We start from the raw sequence: 15,963 nt of genomic DNA, 5'->3' as shown, positions 1-15,963 counted from the left end.
GACAGCAATCGGATCTTAAAAAGAAGGCAGACCGGATTTTCCGGTCTGCCTTTTTGAATCTGAATCAGGACAGCGCAGCGGCCGGAGCGGATGCCGTGCCGATCCGCTCCAGCATGGAGCGGGCGATCCAGACGCCTGCGGCGCCGGCCTGAGCCAATCCGCGCGTAATGCCGGCACCGTCGCCGCCGCAGTACAGGCCGCGGATTTCCGTCTCAAGCTTCGTGTCGAGCTTCGGCCTGGCGGAGTAGAACTTCGCTTCGACACCGTAAAATAAGGTGTGCTCCGAAGCAATGCCGGGTGTTACCTTTTCGAGCGCTTCCACCATCTCGATCAGGCTGCGCATCGTGTTGTAAGGCAGCACGAGTCCGAGATCGCCGGGGACGGCTTCCTTCAAGGTCGGCTCCAGAAAGCCTTCGGAGATCCGGCTTGCCGTCGAGCGGCGGCCGCGGAGGATATCCCCGTATTTCTGGACGATGACGCCGCCGCTGGAGAGATCGTTCGCTCTCTTGCATATTTCCCTCGCATATTCGTTCGGCTTGTCGAACGGCTCCGTGAACGTATGGGAGACGAGCAGCGCGAAATTGGTATTCGGGGATCCGAGGCTCGGATCCTTGTAGGAGTGGCCATTGGCGGCCATGACGCCGCTGTGGTTCTCGACGACCACATGTCCGGATGGGTTGCTGCAGAACGTGCGCACCCGGGTGCCGACCGAGGTGTTGAAGACGAATTTGCCTTCGTACAGATGCTCGTTGATTTCCCGCATGACGACATCGGAGGTCTCGACCCTGACTCCGACATCGACCTGGTTGTTGTACATGTTGAGCCTGCGGCGCTTGAGCACCGACGTCAGCCAGGACGATCCGTCGCGGCCTGGAGCGATCATGACCAGGTCCGCTTCATGCACGGTTCCGTTTTTGAGCGAGATTCCCGTGACGCGGTGGACTCCGTCCTGCTTCTCGGTGACGATGTCCTCGACTTCCGTTTTGAACGACATCTCGATGCGCGTTTTCAAATATTCATAAATGGACTTGAGGATGTCCAGATTCTGCTCGGTTCCCAGATGCCGGACTTCCGCCCGCAGCAGCTTGAGTCCGGCGGCATAACCGCGCTGCTCGATGCTTCGGATCGTATCCGTCGTCGGATCGGTGATGGCGGTTGTCGCTCCGTGCTCCAGGTTGATGCGGTCCACGTAGCGGATCAGCTCCAGAACCTTGGAGGGGGCGAGGTAATCCGTCAGCCAGCCTCCGAATTCGGTCGTAATGTTGAATTTGCCGTCGCTGTAAGCTCCTGCGCCGCCGAAGCCGGCTGTGATGGAGCAGGCCGGCAGGCAGCCGGCAAAGTCTTTCTTGCCTGCCGCTGGCGGGCAGAGCTGGATCTTTTCTTCCAGTATGGGACAGCTGCGGCGGTAAATATCATGGCCTTTGTCCACAAGCAGAACGTTCAGTCCCGGATGCCGCAGCGTCAGCTCATAGCTGGCAAAAATGCCGGCGGGACCGGCTCCGACAATGATCACGTCATATTTTCCCATCCTAATCATCCTCCCGGCTTCATCAAAAAATCCCGGCTGCAAACGGGTATGCGAAAGCATCCCGTTCGTAGCCAGGAATTTGAGGTTCCTTGTAGAGACCCCCGAACCTTATTATCGGGGATATACGAACGCGCCGGGTAAGGCGACAAGTGAAATGATAACCGGGAATTGCGTATGTGTCAACGTATTCGGGCTAAAATATTCGTAAATAATCACAACAGTTACCTTCATCACTGTTAGAATCGGGTATATTCAATCAAAACACGAACATTGATGACGGCATCGCCTGATGTCCCAGCCTGTTTCCATATCAGCCGGGACAGGATCCGGGCGCTCATTCTGTCGATAAGCATCTCTATCTATCGATGGCATTATATGCTATAATGGCGACGTCCAAGTTCAAAATCGTTTTTGATACTAGCTAAAAGGATGACTACAGGTTGGAGAACCGTGCCGCTCTGTCCCAATTGACCAGCCAAATGGGCAAATTGCTCCGAGACCGCTTCGGCAAAGGTCCGGAATCGATTTTCGTTTCAAGCAATGAAGTATGCGTGACCATGCATTTCCGCCAGTTCGTCAGCGTGGTCGAGAAGATCATGCTGCAGCAGAACAAGGACGAGGCTGTCAGGGAAATGCGCCAGCTCGTAATGGATCTCCTTCTGCCGGATTTCAAGGCTCTCGTTCAGGAGTCGCTGGATCTGGAGATTATGGATGTGTATTACGACTGGAACCTGGACAACCACTCCGGAATCATGGTCGGGTTGGTCGACAGCACCAAATTCGAAGCGCATCAGGAGAAGTACAGAGGCAAGCCGTACATACACGAATCGGTGAGAAGGATATCGGAAGAAGCCGAGAAGCTTCCTGACAAGCTTTATTCGTTCTGGACGAATCCACGGACGTTGATCGTGTTCCGGTCCGGCATTCTGATCAAGCTGGAGAAGGAATTGCTCCGGGCCGGCTACGAGCCGGCGCTTCGCGTAGCGAAGCGCTCGCTGGAAAAATCCATGCTGCTCACGGAAGTCGACATGAACCGCGCGGTGGGCCGCACCCCCGACGGTCTGTACCTCGACTGGAAGTTCGACAAGGATCAAAGCATTATCGTTTACACGTTTCCAAACGAATAGCGGACTTTATGACCAGATATTACGATACGCTGTTCATGAGCCAAGAACCGGCGCCGGGAAGGCGCCTATTCTTGGCTTTTATTTTTTTTCGGGGTGGGCGTTGATGCGATGACGGAAACAACACAGGATCATTCGGCGGAAGAAGAAAATGTCCGCTTGCCGATGGACGCGCTGCTGACGGGGATCTCGAAGCTGATCGATGCCGATGCCTACTTCGTTTCCGAACGACAAGGGAACGAGGAGCATGTCGCGCACTTGCATCACAAGGGGGAGCCGATCCTGCACTGCGGCCGGGAGGTCGATGAACCGGAAGCTGGAGCCGAGGGAGATACCTGGCTCGGGTTTCATTACTGCGGGCTGCCGGTGAGTCCCGGCGGCAAGGCATCGGGGGGGACGCTAGGACTGCTGCGGAGAGAAGCGGCTTTCACCGAGATGGAGAAGGCCGTCCTGCGGATGGCGGCGGCCAGATGGCTCCACAAGGAATCCGGAATCGCGGAGGAGAGCCTGGAAAACAAGCGCCGCCTTGAAGAGATGAGCACCGCCAATGCCAGGCTGGAAAAGGATAAGGATCAGCTCTACGAACTTGGACTTGAGATGATCACTCCTATGACCGGCATATCCGGCATGGCGGAGCTGCTGGCGGAAACGGAACTGAACGACGAGCAGAGAAGCTACGTCGACACGATTATTGGGAGCAGCGGCTACCTCATTCAGCTGATCCAGCATATGATGGCCAATTCGCGGATGGCGGCCGGTTCCGTCGACCGCCGGATAACGCCGTTCTCGCTTCATGTGCTGCTGGCCGAGCTTGCCGCCGGACTTCACGACGGGCTCAGCCAGCAGCTGCAGCTCAGCTGCTGGCTGGATCCCGAGCTTCCGATCCGGGTAGTCGGGGACGAGGAGCTGCTCCGCGAGACGCTGATCATCCTGCTCTCGGCAGCCGCCTTCGGCGCAGAGCCGGGAACGGTCGGGGCCCGTGTCCATGTGAATTCCCGAAGCATCGGCAACGACATGCTCGATCTGCTCTTCACGATCTGGCATCCTCATGAAGCCGAGAGCCGCATACAGCCTATATCCGTCGTCAGGGACCGGATCGAGGCGATGGGCGGCGAGCTGTGGTTCGAGCATGACGGCGAAGGCAGCCGCATCCGCTTCACCGTCCAGGTAAGGGAAGGTGAGGCGGAAGACGAGGCAATCGGCTAGAACATGCTCCAATCGAATTCACGGGACAGGGAACGAAGCAGATGAACCCCGGCCAGGCTGTTGCCATGCGGATTCAGCGCGGGACCGATGACCCCGATTCCCGCCAAGCCCGGCACGAGCGCCAGAATGCCGCCCGATACGCCGGACTTGGCAGGCAAGCCGACATCGATGGCGAATTGTCCGGAGCCGTTGTACATGCCGCAGGTGACCATGAACGTTTTGGCGATCTGCACGTATCGTCTTGGGATCAGGGCTTGTCCCGTGCCGGGATCGATGCCGTCGTTCGCCAGGATGACGGCCATCCTCGCGAGATCGCTGCATGTCGCCGAGATGGAGCAGTGCCGGAAATAGACTTCCAGAACTTCCTCGACTCCGCCTCGGAGGACGCCGTTGTCGGTCAGGAAATACGCCATGGACCGGTTCAGGTTGCCGGTTGCGGATTCGGAATAATAGGTAGCGTCGTCTACAGCCAGATCAGGATTCCCTGCAAGCCCGGAGATGAAATCCAGGATGCGCCCCGCCTTCTCGGCGGGGCTGTTTCCGTTGATCAAGGAAGAAATGACGATGGCCCCTGCGTTGATGAGCGGATTGAAGGGAATGCCCGGCTGCACGAGCTCCAGCTTGAGCATCGAGTTGAAATTGTCTCCGGTCGGCTCCATGCCGACTTTGCTGAATACAACTTCCTCTCCGTTGTCCATGAGAGCCAGTATCAGGGTGAATACCTTGGATATGCTTTGCATGGTGAATCGGGTCCCGCAATCGCCTGCCGAGACGGATCCGCCGTTCATGTCGGCGATATGGATGCCGAGAGTGTCCGGATCCGCCTTGCTGAGCTCGGGAATATAGGATGCGGTCTTGCCGTCTGCCGTTCGGGCGCGGCTGTTTTCCAGCCATTGCGGCAGGCCGGCCTGCAGGGCGTTCCAGGTTGCGATGTCCATAGGCTGAATCGATCTCCTTGGTGTGCCGGCACCGGTCGGGCCGGCATGGATGGTAGCGAACTCCTTCATTGTATCGGCATTGGCCGGGTCTGTAAAACGATGGATCGGATGGGCTCATTGAATGTAGGGCTCCCTCTTGTGTATCCTAATAGAGAAGGAAGACATTGGAAAGCCAGACGCAGTCATTTGGGGAGGACGAGGAAATGGGCAAAAGCTCCCGCTGGTACGCAGCATCCCTGATCGCCGCAGCGGTTGTTTCAGTTTGTGGAGAACTGATCTGGATCGGGGATCCCTTGCGGCTGGGCAGCTATTATTGGATGGATCTGATCCAGATCCTGTCCCGCATCGCCGCGGTCATTCCTCTGATGTGGGCTGCCGGCGCTTATTCCTCCTGGCTCCAGAGGGGAAGAAGCTGGCTTGGCGTCATTAATCTGCTCGCCGTTGCCGGAGGCATCCTGACAGGGCTGCTGCTGCTTACGCGGCCGGACCGCTTCGAGGCTGCCGCTGCCGCAGCGGCGGCTACCGGAGCTCTCATCCTCGTCGACGCTCTTGTGAGCGAGCGCGCAAGACGGGGTGGCTTCCCATGGAGATCGCTGACGACCGCCTTGGCAGCGGCGGCGATCGGAGCGTTCCTTTTTTACCCGACGTCCTATGGCGTCACCACTCCGGGATTCACGATGAACATGAACCGCTACGCCCATATCCAAGGCGGCACGGACAGAGGGAGCCTGGAAGGCGTGCTGGTCATCGAGCGTCCGGCTTTTCCGGTGGACTGGATCTACGCCGAACTGTTCCCTCATTTGCATCTTGAAAAGAGGGATACGAGCATTTCGCTGGGTGAGATCCAAAGGCAGGTGTTCATTCAGCGGGCAGGCGCCAACGATGTCGGAACCGCCGTCGCGCTCAAGAAGCTCGGACTCGGCCGAGGAGTGATTCCGACCGGGGTCCAAGTGCTCTCCTTGCTCAAGGACAGTCCCGCTGAGGGGCGGCTTGAGCCCGGCGATGTGCTGACCGGCTTGAACGGCAAGGAGATCGGCACGACGGCCATGCTGGCGAAGGCCATGAGCTCCGTCAAACCGGGCGATACGGTCCGGGTAGGGCTGAAGCGGGGCAATCAGGAGCTGTCGGCGGATATCGGGACGAGGGAGAATCCCGAGCAGCCGGGCCGCGCGGCATTCGGCATCCAGGTGCAGGACCGGACGACGGCCGATCTGACGAGACAGGCCGACTACCGCTCCTATCTCGTCTACCAGGGAGGTCCGTCGCATGGGGCGATGCTGGCGTTGACGGTCATCGACCAGCTGACTCCGGGAGGCATTACGTACGGCAACCGGGTGGCCGGCACCGGCACGCTGGACGGGAACGGGAACGTAGGGGAGATCGGCGGCATCGAGCAGAAGGCCTATACGGTCGCACGAGCAGGCGCGGATGTGTTCTTCGTCCCGCAAGGCCAGGAGCAGGATGCCCGCAAGGGCAGCGCCTCGCTGGAGATCGTGCCCGTCCGCACACTCGACGACATGCTGTCCTGGCTCAAAGCCCATCCGAAGAAATGAATCGGAAAAGGCCTTCTCCGACATAGGTCGGAGAAGGCCTTTCTGGCGTGGTTCGGCTATAGGAAGAAGGAGCCGATGATGCCGCTCAGCACGCCTGCGACGACGACCGACCCGAAGACGAGCCCTAATACTTTGGCCGGGAATGCGCGGCGGATCATCAGGAGCGACGGCAGGCTGACGGCGGGCAGCGTGATGAGGAGCGCGCCGGCGGCGCTGGCGCCGAAGCCGAGGGAGGTGAACGCCTGCACGATCGGAATCTCGGCTGCGGTCGGAATGACGAACAGCGTGCCTGCGATTGCGAACAGAAGCAGCGTCAGGATCGTCATGCCGGTCCCTTCGCCGAGGCTCGGGAACAGCCAGGCGCGGGCGGCGCCGAGCAGCAGAACGGCGATGATGTAAGCCGGCACGACGTTAAGCAGCATGTGGCCGAGGCTTCGCAGCCAGCGCAGCCAGAACGGACGGTCGTCCTCGGCGGGCACGGCGGAGAGCACCTGATCCTCCGGGATGGCGGCGTCCTTGACGAAGCGGTTCGCGAAGTAGCTCACGCCGAAGGTGATGGCGATGCCGAACAGCAGGCGCAGCAGCGTGAATTTCCACGTGAGCACGAACGTCATGAAGATGAGCGTCGCCGGATTCAGCAGCGGATTGCCGAGCCAGAAGGCGAGGGCGGCGCCGGCGGAGACGTTTTTCTTGCGCAGGCCGACAGCGATCGGAGCGGCGCAGCAGGAGCACATCATGCCGGGCAGCGAGGCGAGGCCGCCGATGGCCGTGCTCTTGAAGCTGCGTCCGCCGAGAACGCGGAGCAGCCAGCCCGACGGAATCAGCACCTGGACGAGGGAGCCGAGCAGAATGCCGAGCACGGCCGCCTTCCAGACCGCCTTATAATAAGCTTGGGCATAGTCCCAGGCGGATTGCCAGGACGGAGACGGAATGCTCTCCGAGCCCCCGGTCAGGATCGAGCTGCCGATCGTATGGTCCGTGATGGCTTTCAACGCTTTACCGTAATAAGGCCACCATTTTACATATGTCAGGCCGGCGACGGTGATCAGAATGAATGCGACAGCAAGCCAGGCGGCCTTTTTGCCGCTCATCGACGGACGCGGAAGAGTTCCTTGGGAAGGACTCATGGTTACGACCTCCTAAGATGGAATGGAAAACTTGATTATTATAGCATATCCCGCTATCCGTTCCTTCCCTTTTTTGAGGAGATGCGGCTGAAGCGGCGAGTGCGGCGCGCCTTTTTGGTTTTTGAGCGGCCTTGGCGTATACTTGAGGAAGTAAAGTACTAGCCATCTGGGAGGATGAACCATGCCGGAATCCAATGTGATCAAATTGACCTCGCTCTCCACCAAAGGCGGCTGCGGCTGCAAAATCGGACCGTCCGACTTGTCGGAGGTGCTGAGGCAGCTGCCTCCGGCGCTGCCCAACGCCGATCTGCTCGTCGGGCTGGATACGAGCGACGATGCGGGCGTCTACCGGCTGAGCGACGAGCTCGCGCTCGTGCAGACGGTCGATTTCTTTACTCCGATCGTCGACGATCCGTATTCCTTCGGCCAGATCGCGGCCGCCAACGCCATCAGCGACATCTACGCGATGGGCGGCAAGCCGCTGACGGCGCTCAATATCGTCGCCTTTCCGATCGCGACGCTCGACAAAAGCCTCCTCGCCGATATTCTCCGCGGAGCCGCCGACAAGCTGGCTGAAGCGGGCGCTACGCTCGTCGGGGGCCATTCCATCGACGACAAGGAGCCCAAGTTCGGCATGGCCGTCACCGGTCTCGTCCATCCCGGACGCGTCCGCACGAATGCCGGCTCCCGTCCGGGAGACAAGCTCATCCTGACGAAGCCGATCGGGGTAGGCATCTATACGACGTCGATCAAGAAAGACCGGCTGACGGAAAGCGATGTCGCCAAGGTGACTTCCGTCATGGCGGCGCTCAACCGCAAGGCGGCCGAAATCATGGACGGCTACGACGTCCGCGCCTGCACCGATGTGACCGGCTTCGGGCTGCTCGGCCATGCTTCGGAGATGGCCAAAGGAAGCCGAGTCGGCCTGAACATCAGGCGCAGCGACGTTCCGGTCCTGCCGCGCACCCGCGAGCTCGCCGAAGAAGGCTTCGTTCCGGGCGGAACGAGAAACAACTATGCGCATGTGCAGCCGGCGGTCACGTTCGGTCCGGAGCTCGACGAGCTCGACCGCCTCATCCTGTGCGACGCGGTGACTTCGGGAGGACTCCTCATTTCCGTTGCCGGAGAAGAAGGGGATTCCCTGCTCGGCGAGCTGCTTGCGGCAGGCCTTGAGGCGGCTGTCATCGGAGAAGCGGTCGACGACCATCACGGCATCATCGAAGTATCGTAAGGAGAGATTCCATGTTTCAGGATTTGACCGTGCAAGAGCTGAGAGCGAAGAGGGATTCGGGAGAGCTCGTCATCATCGACGTCCGCTCCCCGTCCGAATACGAGGAGTCCACGATTCCCGGAAGCATCAACATACCCTTCTTCGACGACCGCGAGCGGGCGGAGATCGGCACGCTGTACAAGCAGGTCAGCGTCCAGGATGCGAAAAAGCGGGGGCTGGAGATCATTTCGGCCAAGCTGCCGGCATTCATCGCGCAGTTCGCTGCCATTCCCCAGAAGAAGGCCCTGTTCTGCTGGAGAGGGGGAATGCGGAGCCGGACGACGGCGACTTTGCTTTCCTTGATGGACATCCACGCTTACCGGCTGTCGGGCGGATTCCGCGAATACCGGCGCTGGGTCGTCGAGACGCTGGCGGAGTTCTCCTTCGATCAGCGCGCCTATGTCATTCACGGCAATACGGGAACGGGCAAGACGGCGATTCTGTCCGAGCTTGAACGCCGCGGCTATCCGGTGCTGGATCTGGAAGGGATGGCGGGGCATCGCGGCTCCATCTTCGGCCAGATCGGGATGCGCGCCCACAACCAGAAGACGTTCGAGTCGCTGCTGCTTGAGCGGCTGATCGCCCTGCGGCATTCGCCTTACGTCCTTATGGAGGCGGAAAGCCGCCGCATCGGCAAATGCGTGCTTCCCGAATTCCTCATGGAAGCCAAGGAAGCGGGAATTCCGATCCGGGTCGAGCTGCCGATCGGGGAGCGGATCCGGCATATTCTGGAGGATTACCGTCCGGAGGAGCACAAGCAGCAATGCATGGCCGCCTTCCGCGTCATCAAGCCGAGAATCCATACCCCTGTCGCGGCGGAGATCGAGCAGAGCATCCTGAACGATGACTTCGGCCGCGCCGCGGAGCTGCTGCTGACCGCTTATTACGATCCGCGCTACGAGCACGGCTCCGACCGGTATGACAGCGAAAAGGAACTTTTCGTGCAGGCCGACTCGGCCGTCGCCGCCCTGGAGCCGATCATCGCGGCGCTCCCGTCAAGCGGAGTTCCGGTCTAGCTGTGCAGGAAAAAGCCCTCGCCGGGCAGAAGCTTGAGCCCGGCGAGGGCTTTTTGGCGTATGCGGCTGCTTCCGATATGGACGGAAGGTCCCGGGCGCAAAAGGGAAGCGGAGGCGTTATTGCCCTTTGCCGCCCTTGCGGGTAAGCTCGGCAAGCCGGTCCCATTGGTCCGCCGTCACCTCCAGCAGGCTGTTGAACTGTCCGGCGCCCTGGAGCCATTCGCCGCCGTCGATCGTGACGACCTCGCCGTTGAGATAAGAGGCGTAGTCGGAGACGAGGAATGCGGCCAGATCGGCAAGCTCTTGCTTGTCGCCCACACGCTTGAGCGGAATGCGGTCGGCCATCCGCGCGGCCAGCTCCGGCGTCGGAGCCAGCCTTGCCCATGCGCCCTCCGTCGGAAACGGACCTGGCGCGATGGCGACCTGGCGGATGCCGTAGCGCGCCCATTCCACCGCCAGCGAGCGGGTGAGAGCGAGCACTCCGGCTTTGGCCGCGGCCGACGGCGCCACGAACCCGGAGCCGGTCTCGGCATAGGTCGTGACGATGTTCAGCATCGTTCCGCCGCGTCCGGCCGCGATCCAGCGCTTGCCGAACTCAAGCGTCGCATAGAAGGTTCCGTGCAGCACGATGTTCAGCACGGCGTCGACGGCGCGGGGCGAGAGACGCTCGGTCGGACTGATGAAGTTGCCGGCGGCGTTGTTGACGAGCACGTCGACGCCTCCGAAGCGCTCGTCCAGCGCATCCGCCAATGCGGATAGGGAAGAGGGCTCCCGGACGTCGCAGCTTTGGACGAATACGTCATGGCCGGCCTCGCGGAACGCCTCGGCCGCTTCCTGCAGCTTCTCCTCGCGCCGTCCCGCGAGCGCGATGGAGGCTCCATGCGCGGCGAAGCCTTCCGCCATCGCGCGTCCCAGTCCGGTCGCGCCGCCCGTCACGAGCACGGTTTTGCCTTTGAGCAGATCGGGTCGAAAAGGTCCCATAACAAGCTCCTCCTTAGGAAGGTCCGTATCCAATGGAAAACCCGCCCGTACGGACATCATCCGGGCGGGTTCATGGCGTCTACGCGAGCACTTTGCGGAATTCTTCCGTCAGCAGAGGCACGACCTCGAACAGGTCGCCGACGATGCCGTAATCGGCGACTTTGAAGATCGGAGCTTCCGGATCCTTGTTGATCGCGATGATGACGCGCGACTGGCTCATGCCGGCCAGATGCTGGATGGCTCCGCTGATGCCGCAGGCGATGTAGACCTCCGGCGTGACGACCTTGCCGGTCTGGCCGATCTGCAGCGCGTAGTCGCAGTAGCCGGCGTCGCAGGCACCGCGGGAAGCGCCGACGGCGGCGCCGAGCACATCGGCCAGCTCCTCGAGAGGCTTGAAGCCGTCGGAGCTCTTCACGCCGCGTCCGCCCGAGATGACGATCTTCGCCTCGGACAGGTCGACCTTGCCGCCGGCTTTGCGCACGACGTCCTTGACGATCGAGTGGAGATCGGAGGCTGGAGCGTAGTCGCGGTCGACCACTTCGGCCGGCGCGGAGGCTAGTTCGGCTGGCGGCAGGTTGTTCGGGCGGACGGTCACGACGCCGGCGCCGCCGGCGAAGGCTTTTTCCTCGAAGGCTTTGCCCGCGTAGAGCGGACGGGTATAGAGAGATCCTTCCGCGGAATCGCTTACAGCAATGACATCGGAAATTTGTCCGGCTCCGAGATGGGCGGCTACAAGCGGCGCCAGATCCTTGCCTTCCGCGGTATGGCCGAGGAAGACGCGGCCGGGCTTCAGCTCGTCGAGAAGGCCTTTGACGGCCGCCAGATAAGCCGGAGCGTTGTAGGAGGCGAGCTCCGGATGATCGACGGCGTAGACTTTGCCCGAGACGTAAGCGGCCAGCTCGGAGGCGGCTGGAATGATGCCGCTGCCGATGATGACGGCGTCGACCGGAGCTCCGCCCGCGGACTGGTTGGCGGCATGGACGGCTTCAAGCGATACCCGGCGCAATTTTCCCGCGCGGATTTCGGCGATGACAAGAACGGATTGGCTCATGGTTTAACCTCCTTGGATAGGAAAAAAATGATGGAATCAGATCGCTTTGGCTTCCGTGCGCAGCAGCTCGACGAGGCGAGCGGCCTGCTCGGCCGGCGTTCCCTTGATGAGCTGGCCGGCTCCGCGCTCGGGCGGCAGGGAGAGGCTCAGCCGCTTGGTCAGCGGGGCGATGGCGGCGGCGTCGACGCCGAGATCGTCCAGAGAAAGCGTCTGGAACGGTTTTTTCTTCGCCTTCATGATATTCGGCAGCGACGGGTAGCGCGGCTCGTTCAAGCCTTGCTGGGCGGTGAACAGCGCCGGAAGCGTCAGCTCGAGGGACTCCGTGTCTCCTTCGGCATCCCGCTTGACGCTGGCGGCCGTACCGTCGATGTCAAGGCTCGTGATGGAGGCGGCATGGGGAATGTCCAGGCCCGCCGCAAGCCGGACCGCAACTTGGCCGCCGCCGGTATCGACGGAGAAGTTGCCTCCGAGGATGACGTCATAGGCTTGCTTCGACAGATAGGCTTGAAGCAGATAGGAGATTCCGGCTTCGTCGGATTCGATGCGCTCGTCGGAGATGAGCACCGCTTCGTCGGCTCCCATCGCCAGCGCCGAGCGGAGCGCTTCGGCTGCTCGGGCCGGGCCGACGGAGACGACGGTCACCGATCCGCCGTGCTTTTCCCGGAGCTGGAGCGCTTCCTCGACCGCATATTCATCGTAAGGGTTGATGACATATTTGACGCCGTCGTCCGAAACCCGGCCGTTCTGGATCACGATCCGTTCTTCCGTATCAAAGGTTTGCTTCAGCAGGCAGAAAATGTTCATCTCGATTTTCCTCCTCGAATGGTTGAGTACCTGTTATTTTTTGAGGCCATGCAGGAAAAATTCGACGGTTTTGTCGACTTGGGCCGTCAGGGAGAACTTCTGCCCGGATATGAGCCAAGAGGATACCGCCTCATCCATCGCTCCGAATATAAGATGCCGGGTCAGCTTGACGTCGAGATTGTCCCGGAACGCTCCTTCTCTCACCCCTTTTTCCAGAATCTGCTCGATGAGCTGGATGTAAGGCCGCACGGTCAGGCCGATCGCCTTGCGCAGCTCCAGCGAGCTCTGCCTCAGCTCGATCTGGGTCACGTACGCGAGATTGATGTTCTGCTCCAGGACGGAGTAGTGGATCTCGCATATGGCGCGCAGAGCTTCCTCGGCAGTCGCCGTGTCCTCCAGCCGGGCTTCGAACCGTCCGACCAGATCCCCGAGCCTTTCCTCGAACAGGGAGATCAGGATATCTTCCTTCTTCTTGAAATATAAATAGATCGTGCCGTCGGCGACTCCAGCCTCCTTGGCGATTTTCGACACCTGCGAGCCGTGGAACCCGTTTTCGGCAATGACTTTCTGGGCGGCTTCCAGGATCTGATAATATTTTTCCGGCTTCCTACTTGTCATGATGGCACCTCGGTGGTAGTATTTACGTATGGTGAATGAATGCTCATTCATTTTCTTCATCTTAGGGGATATCACACGGATTGTCAACGATTTATCCGGAATTCAGCCGCTTGGCCGCCATTCAGAAGGCGGACCGTGCCTGGGACAAGAGAAGAAGGAACAGGAAATCTTCCTTCTTGATGGCCTCGTACGGGAGCGGAGGATTTGGAGACGTATGCAGCCGCGCCGGGACAGCATGATCAGGCGGGATACCACTAAGATTTTTTCGAACCGACCTTGTAAGCGCTTCATCTAAGATGCCCGGCGAACGGCCGGCGAAAGGAATTTGCAGAAAGGGTGAGTCGCAATGGCAGGACAGCTGATCAATCTCATCTTGTTTTTGGCACTGACGGGCTGCGGAATCTATCTGTTCTACAGGGCGGTCTACCACCGCTGGCTTTATATGAAGCTGGGGAAAAAGACAGCCGTTCCTCTCAAGGGAGAGGGCAGATGGGGCGAGTTCCTGTCTCAGGTATTCGGCCAGACGAAGCTGCTCAAGGATCCGCGCAGCGGCATCATGCATGTCGTCATCTTTTATGGATTCGTCATTCTGCAATTCGGAGCGCTCGACCTGATCATCAAGGGCCTGACGGCAGGCAAGCACCATCTGCCGGTTCCCGGCTACGACTGGTTCAGCCTCATGCAGGAAACGACCGTATTTGCCATTCTGGCCGCAATGGGTTATGCGGCGTACCGCCGCTACGGCGAGAAGCTCGCCCGTCTGAAGAGAGGGTGGAAGCCGAGCATCGTCGTGTTCTTCATCTTCGGACTGATGGCATCCGTCCTGTTCTCCCTTGCATTCGAGCGGATCTGGCTCGGCATGGCATTTTCCGGCTATGCGCCGATCACCTCGCTGATGGCTGAAGGCATGCAAGGAATCGGAGCCGGAGCCGCGCATGTGCTCTTCATGGCATCCTGGTGGGCGCATCTGGCCATCCTGCTCGCGTTTCTCGTGTACGTGCCTCAGTCGAAGCATTTCCATATCCTCACCGCGCCGGTCAACATCTATCTGCGCAAGCAGGAGCCGGCCGGAAGGCTGAGCAGGATCGATCTGGAGGACGAGGAAGCGGAATCGTTCGGCGTCGGCAAGATCGAGGAGTTCAATCAGAAGCAGATGCTCGACTTCTATGCCTGCGTGGAATGCGGCCGCTGCACGAATGTGTGCCCCGCGTCGAATACCGGCAAGGCTCTCTCTCCGATGCACATGATCGTGAAGCTCCGCGACCACTTGATCGACAAGGGAGCGGCCGTCACCGGCAAATCTCCTTGGGTTCCCGAATTCGCCTTCGGCACGGGAAGCGCCGGAGGAGGCAGGGCGCATGCCTTTGTCCCGCGTTCGGCGGAAATGCCCGGCTCGCTGCTCGAGATGGCCGGAGGAAGCGCGGAGGAGGTGGCGGCCGGCGCGGAAGCATCGGCTTCCGTCGCTTGGCAGGATCCCGGCGGCGCCATCACGGACATCCGGCCGACGATCGGCTGGCAGAAGGCTTCCTGGCATGAGGAGGAGCGCAGTCCGCAGGAGGTCGAGCTCATCGGCGAAGTGATGACCGAAGACGAGATCTGGGCGTGCACGACATGCCGCAACTGCGAGGACCAATGTCCGGTCGGCAACGAGCATGTCGACAAGATCATCGACCTGCGCCGCCATCTCGTCCTCATGCAGGGCAGCGTGCCGCATGAAGGCCAGCGCGCGATGCAGAACATCGAGCGCCAAGGCAATCCGTGGGGCATCAACCGCAACGACCGCGTGAAATGGACCGGAGACGTGGAAGGGGTCAGCGTGCCGCTCGTCAAGGAAAACCCGGAGTTCGACTATCTGTTCTTCGTCGGCTCCATGGGCTCCTACGATCTCCGCAGCCGCAAGATCTCGAGGGCTGTCGCCCGGCTGCTGAACGAATCCGGCATCCGCTTCGCGATTCTCGGCAACGAGGAGAGAAATTCCGGCGACACGCCGCGCCGCATGGGCAACGAGATGCTGTTCCAGCAGCTGTGCATGGAGAATATCGAGACGTTCCGGAAGCACGGCGTGACGAAGATCGTAACGGCATGCCCGCATACCTTCAACACGCTGAAAAACGAGTACCCGGACTTCGGTCTCGAAGGCGTGGAGGTGCTTCATCATACGCAGCTGCTCGACCGGCTGCTGAAGGAAGGCAAGCTGCAGCCGAAGCATGAGGTCAACGAGCGGATCACCTACCATGATTCCTGCTATCTGGGCCGCTACAACAACGTGTATGACGAGCCGCGCGATGTGCTGCGGGCCATTCCCGGCGTCGAGCTGGTGGAGATGGCGCGCAGCCGCGAGAACGGCATGTGCTGCGGAGCGGGCGGCGGCATGATGTGGATGGAGGAGACGGCCGGCAAGCGGGTCAATCTGGCGCGCACCGAGCAGGCGCTGGAAGTGAATCCGACGCTGATCAGCAGCGCGTGCCCGTACTGCCTGACGATGCTGGAGGACGGCACGAAGCTGAAGGAAGTCGATGACAAGGTGAAGGCGCGCGACATCGCCGAGATTCTCGAGGAAGCCGTATTCGGACGCGCCGGCAGCGCTCCGGCCGGCAGCGAAGGGATGGCCGTATAACGCATGGAGGCAGCCAGAGCCGGCAGCATAAGGGTACGCGCTCCTTAGCGGACCGTCCTTTCCCTGATCGGCCACGAAGAGGAAGAGAAGCATCCGACCCTGCATGAAGCACCGTTCTTGAACGCCGAAA

13 protein-coding genes and 1 riboswitch are annotated in these 15,963 nt (G+C 60.5%); of the genes, 6 read left to right on the top strand and 7 right to left on the bottom strand.

The window, feature by feature from the left end; translation table 11 throughout:
• Window positions 1–64: 64 nt before the first annotated feature.
• Window positions 65–1,528: an NAD(P)/FAD-dependent oxidoreductase gene (locus tag CIC07_RS13175; RefSeq protein ID WP_076355617.1), complete on the bottom strand. Its 1,464-nt coding sequence runs from the start codon at window positions 1,526–1,528 to the stop codon at window positions 65–67.
• Between the two features lie 48 nt (window positions 1,529–1,576).
• A riboswitch (purine riboswitch) is annotated at window positions 1,577–1,676 on the bottom strand.
• A 292-nt stretch (window positions 1,677–1,968) separates the two neighbouring features.
• Between CIC07_RS13175 and CIC07_RS13170 the strand changes: the two genes are divergently transcribed.
• Window positions 1,969–2,655: a Na-translocating system protein MpsC family protein gene (locus CIC07_RS13170; protein ID WP_076355619.1), complete on the top strand. Its 687-nt coding sequence runs from the start codon at window positions 1,969–1,971 to the stop codon at window positions 2,653–2,655.
• Between the two features lie 108 nt (window positions 2,656–2,763).
• Window positions 2,764–3,858 (top strand): sensor histidine kinase, encoded by a 1,095-nt coding sequence (locus CIC07_RS13165; protein ID WP_076355621.1) that lies wholly within the window; start codon window positions 2,764–2,766, stop codon window positions 3,856–3,858.
• On the opposite strand, the gene glsA is transcribed toward CIC07_RS13165, so the two are convergent.
• Window positions 3,855–4,796: a glutaminase A gene (gene glsA, locus CIC07_RS13160; RefSeq protein WP_076355624.1), complete on the bottom strand. Its 942-nt coding sequence runs from the start codon at window positions 4,794–4,796 to the stop codon at window positions 3,855–3,857. The genes CIC07_RS13165 and glsA overlap by 4 nt on opposite strands.
• 203 nt (window positions 4,797–4,999) lie before the next feature.
• On the opposite strand from glsA, the gene CIC07_RS13155 reads away from it, so the two are divergent.
• The gene (locus CIC07_RS13155; protein WP_076355626.1) at window positions 5,000–6,349 is read left to right on the top strand and encodes a PDZ domain-containing protein; all 1,350 of its coding nucleotides are present in this window, start codon (window positions 5,000–5,002) and stop codon (window positions 6,347–6,349) included.
• A gap of 56 nt (window positions 6,350–6,405) precedes the next feature.
• Here the strand turns inward: CIC07_RS13155 and CIC07_RS13150 are convergent, their stop codons facing one another.
• On the bottom strand, window positions 6,406–7,476 hold the full coding sequence (locus CIC07_RS13150) for a permease (RefSeq protein WP_076355628.1): 1,071 nt from the start codon (window positions 7,474–7,476) through the stop codon (window positions 6,406–6,408).
• 181 nt (window positions 7,477–7,657) lie between these two features.
• On the opposite strand from CIC07_RS13150, the gene selD reads away from it, so the two are divergent.
• Window positions 7,658–8,707 carry a selenide, water dikinase SelD gene (selD, locus tag CIC07_RS13145; protein ID WP_076355630.1) on the top strand — a complete coding sequence of 350 codons (1,050 nt, stop codon included), beginning with the start codon at window positions 7,658–7,660 and terminating at the stop codon, window positions 8,705–8,707.
• An 11-nt stretch (window positions 8,708–8,718) separates the two neighbouring features.
• Window positions 8,719–9,762, top strand: a complete 1,044-nt coding sequence (mnmH, locus tag CIC07_RS13140) for a tRNA 2-selenouridine(34) synthase MnmH (RefSeq protein WP_076355632.1) — start codon at window positions 8,719–8,721, stop codon at window positions 9,760–9,762.
• A 117-nt stretch (window positions 9,763–9,879) separates the two neighbouring features.
• On the opposite strand, the gene CIC07_RS13135 is transcribed toward mnmH, so the two are convergent.
• The 4 genes from CIC07_RS13135 to CIC07_RS13120 form a co-directional block, all read right to left on the bottom strand.
• Window positions 9,880–10,743 (bottom strand): SDR family oxidoreductase, encoded by an 864-nt coding sequence (locus CIC07_RS13135; RefSeq protein ID WP_076355634.1) that lies wholly within the window; start codon window positions 10,741–10,743, stop codon window positions 9,880–9,882.
• A gap of 79 nt (window positions 10,744–10,822) precedes the next feature.
• On the bottom strand, window positions 10,823–11,794 hold the full coding sequence (locus tag CIC07_RS13130) for an electron transfer flavoprotein subunit alpha/FixB family protein (RefSeq protein WP_076355636.1): 972 nt from the start codon (window positions 11,792–11,794) through the stop codon (window positions 10,823–10,825).
• A gap of 36 nt (window positions 11,795–11,830) precedes the next feature.
• Complete coding sequence (locus CIC07_RS13125; RefSeq protein WP_076355638.1) at window positions 11,831–12,598, bottom strand: electron transfer flavoprotein subunit beta/FixA family protein; 768 nt, start codon at window positions 12,596–12,598, stop codon at window positions 11,831–11,833.
• Window positions 12,599–12,631: 33 nt separating this feature from the next.
• Window positions 12,632–13,216, bottom strand: a complete 585-nt coding sequence (locus CIC07_RS13120) for a fatty acid metabolism transcriptional regulator FadR (RefSeq protein ID WP_076355640.1) — start codon at window positions 13,214–13,216, stop codon at window positions 12,632–12,634.
• A 346-nt stretch (window positions 13,217–13,562) separates the two neighbouring features.
• Here CIC07_RS13120 and CIC07_RS13115 point away from each other — a divergent pair, with 346 nt between their 5' ends.
• The gene (locus CIC07_RS13115; protein WP_076355644.1) at window positions 13,563–15,833 is read left to right on the top strand and encodes a (Fe-S)-binding protein; all 2,271 of its coding nucleotides are present in this window, start codon (window positions 13,563–13,565) and stop codon (window positions 15,831–15,833) included.
• Window positions 15,834–15,963: the final 130 nt, after the last annotated feature.

The sequence above is a fragment of the Paenibacillus sp. RUD330 genome (assembly GCF_002243345.2).
GTDB lineage: Bacteria > Bacillota > Bacilli > Paenibacillales > Paenibacillaceae > Paenibacillus_O.
Note: the sequence above shows the minus strand (reverse complement) of the source record. Positions and strands in the feature narration are given on the sequence as shown.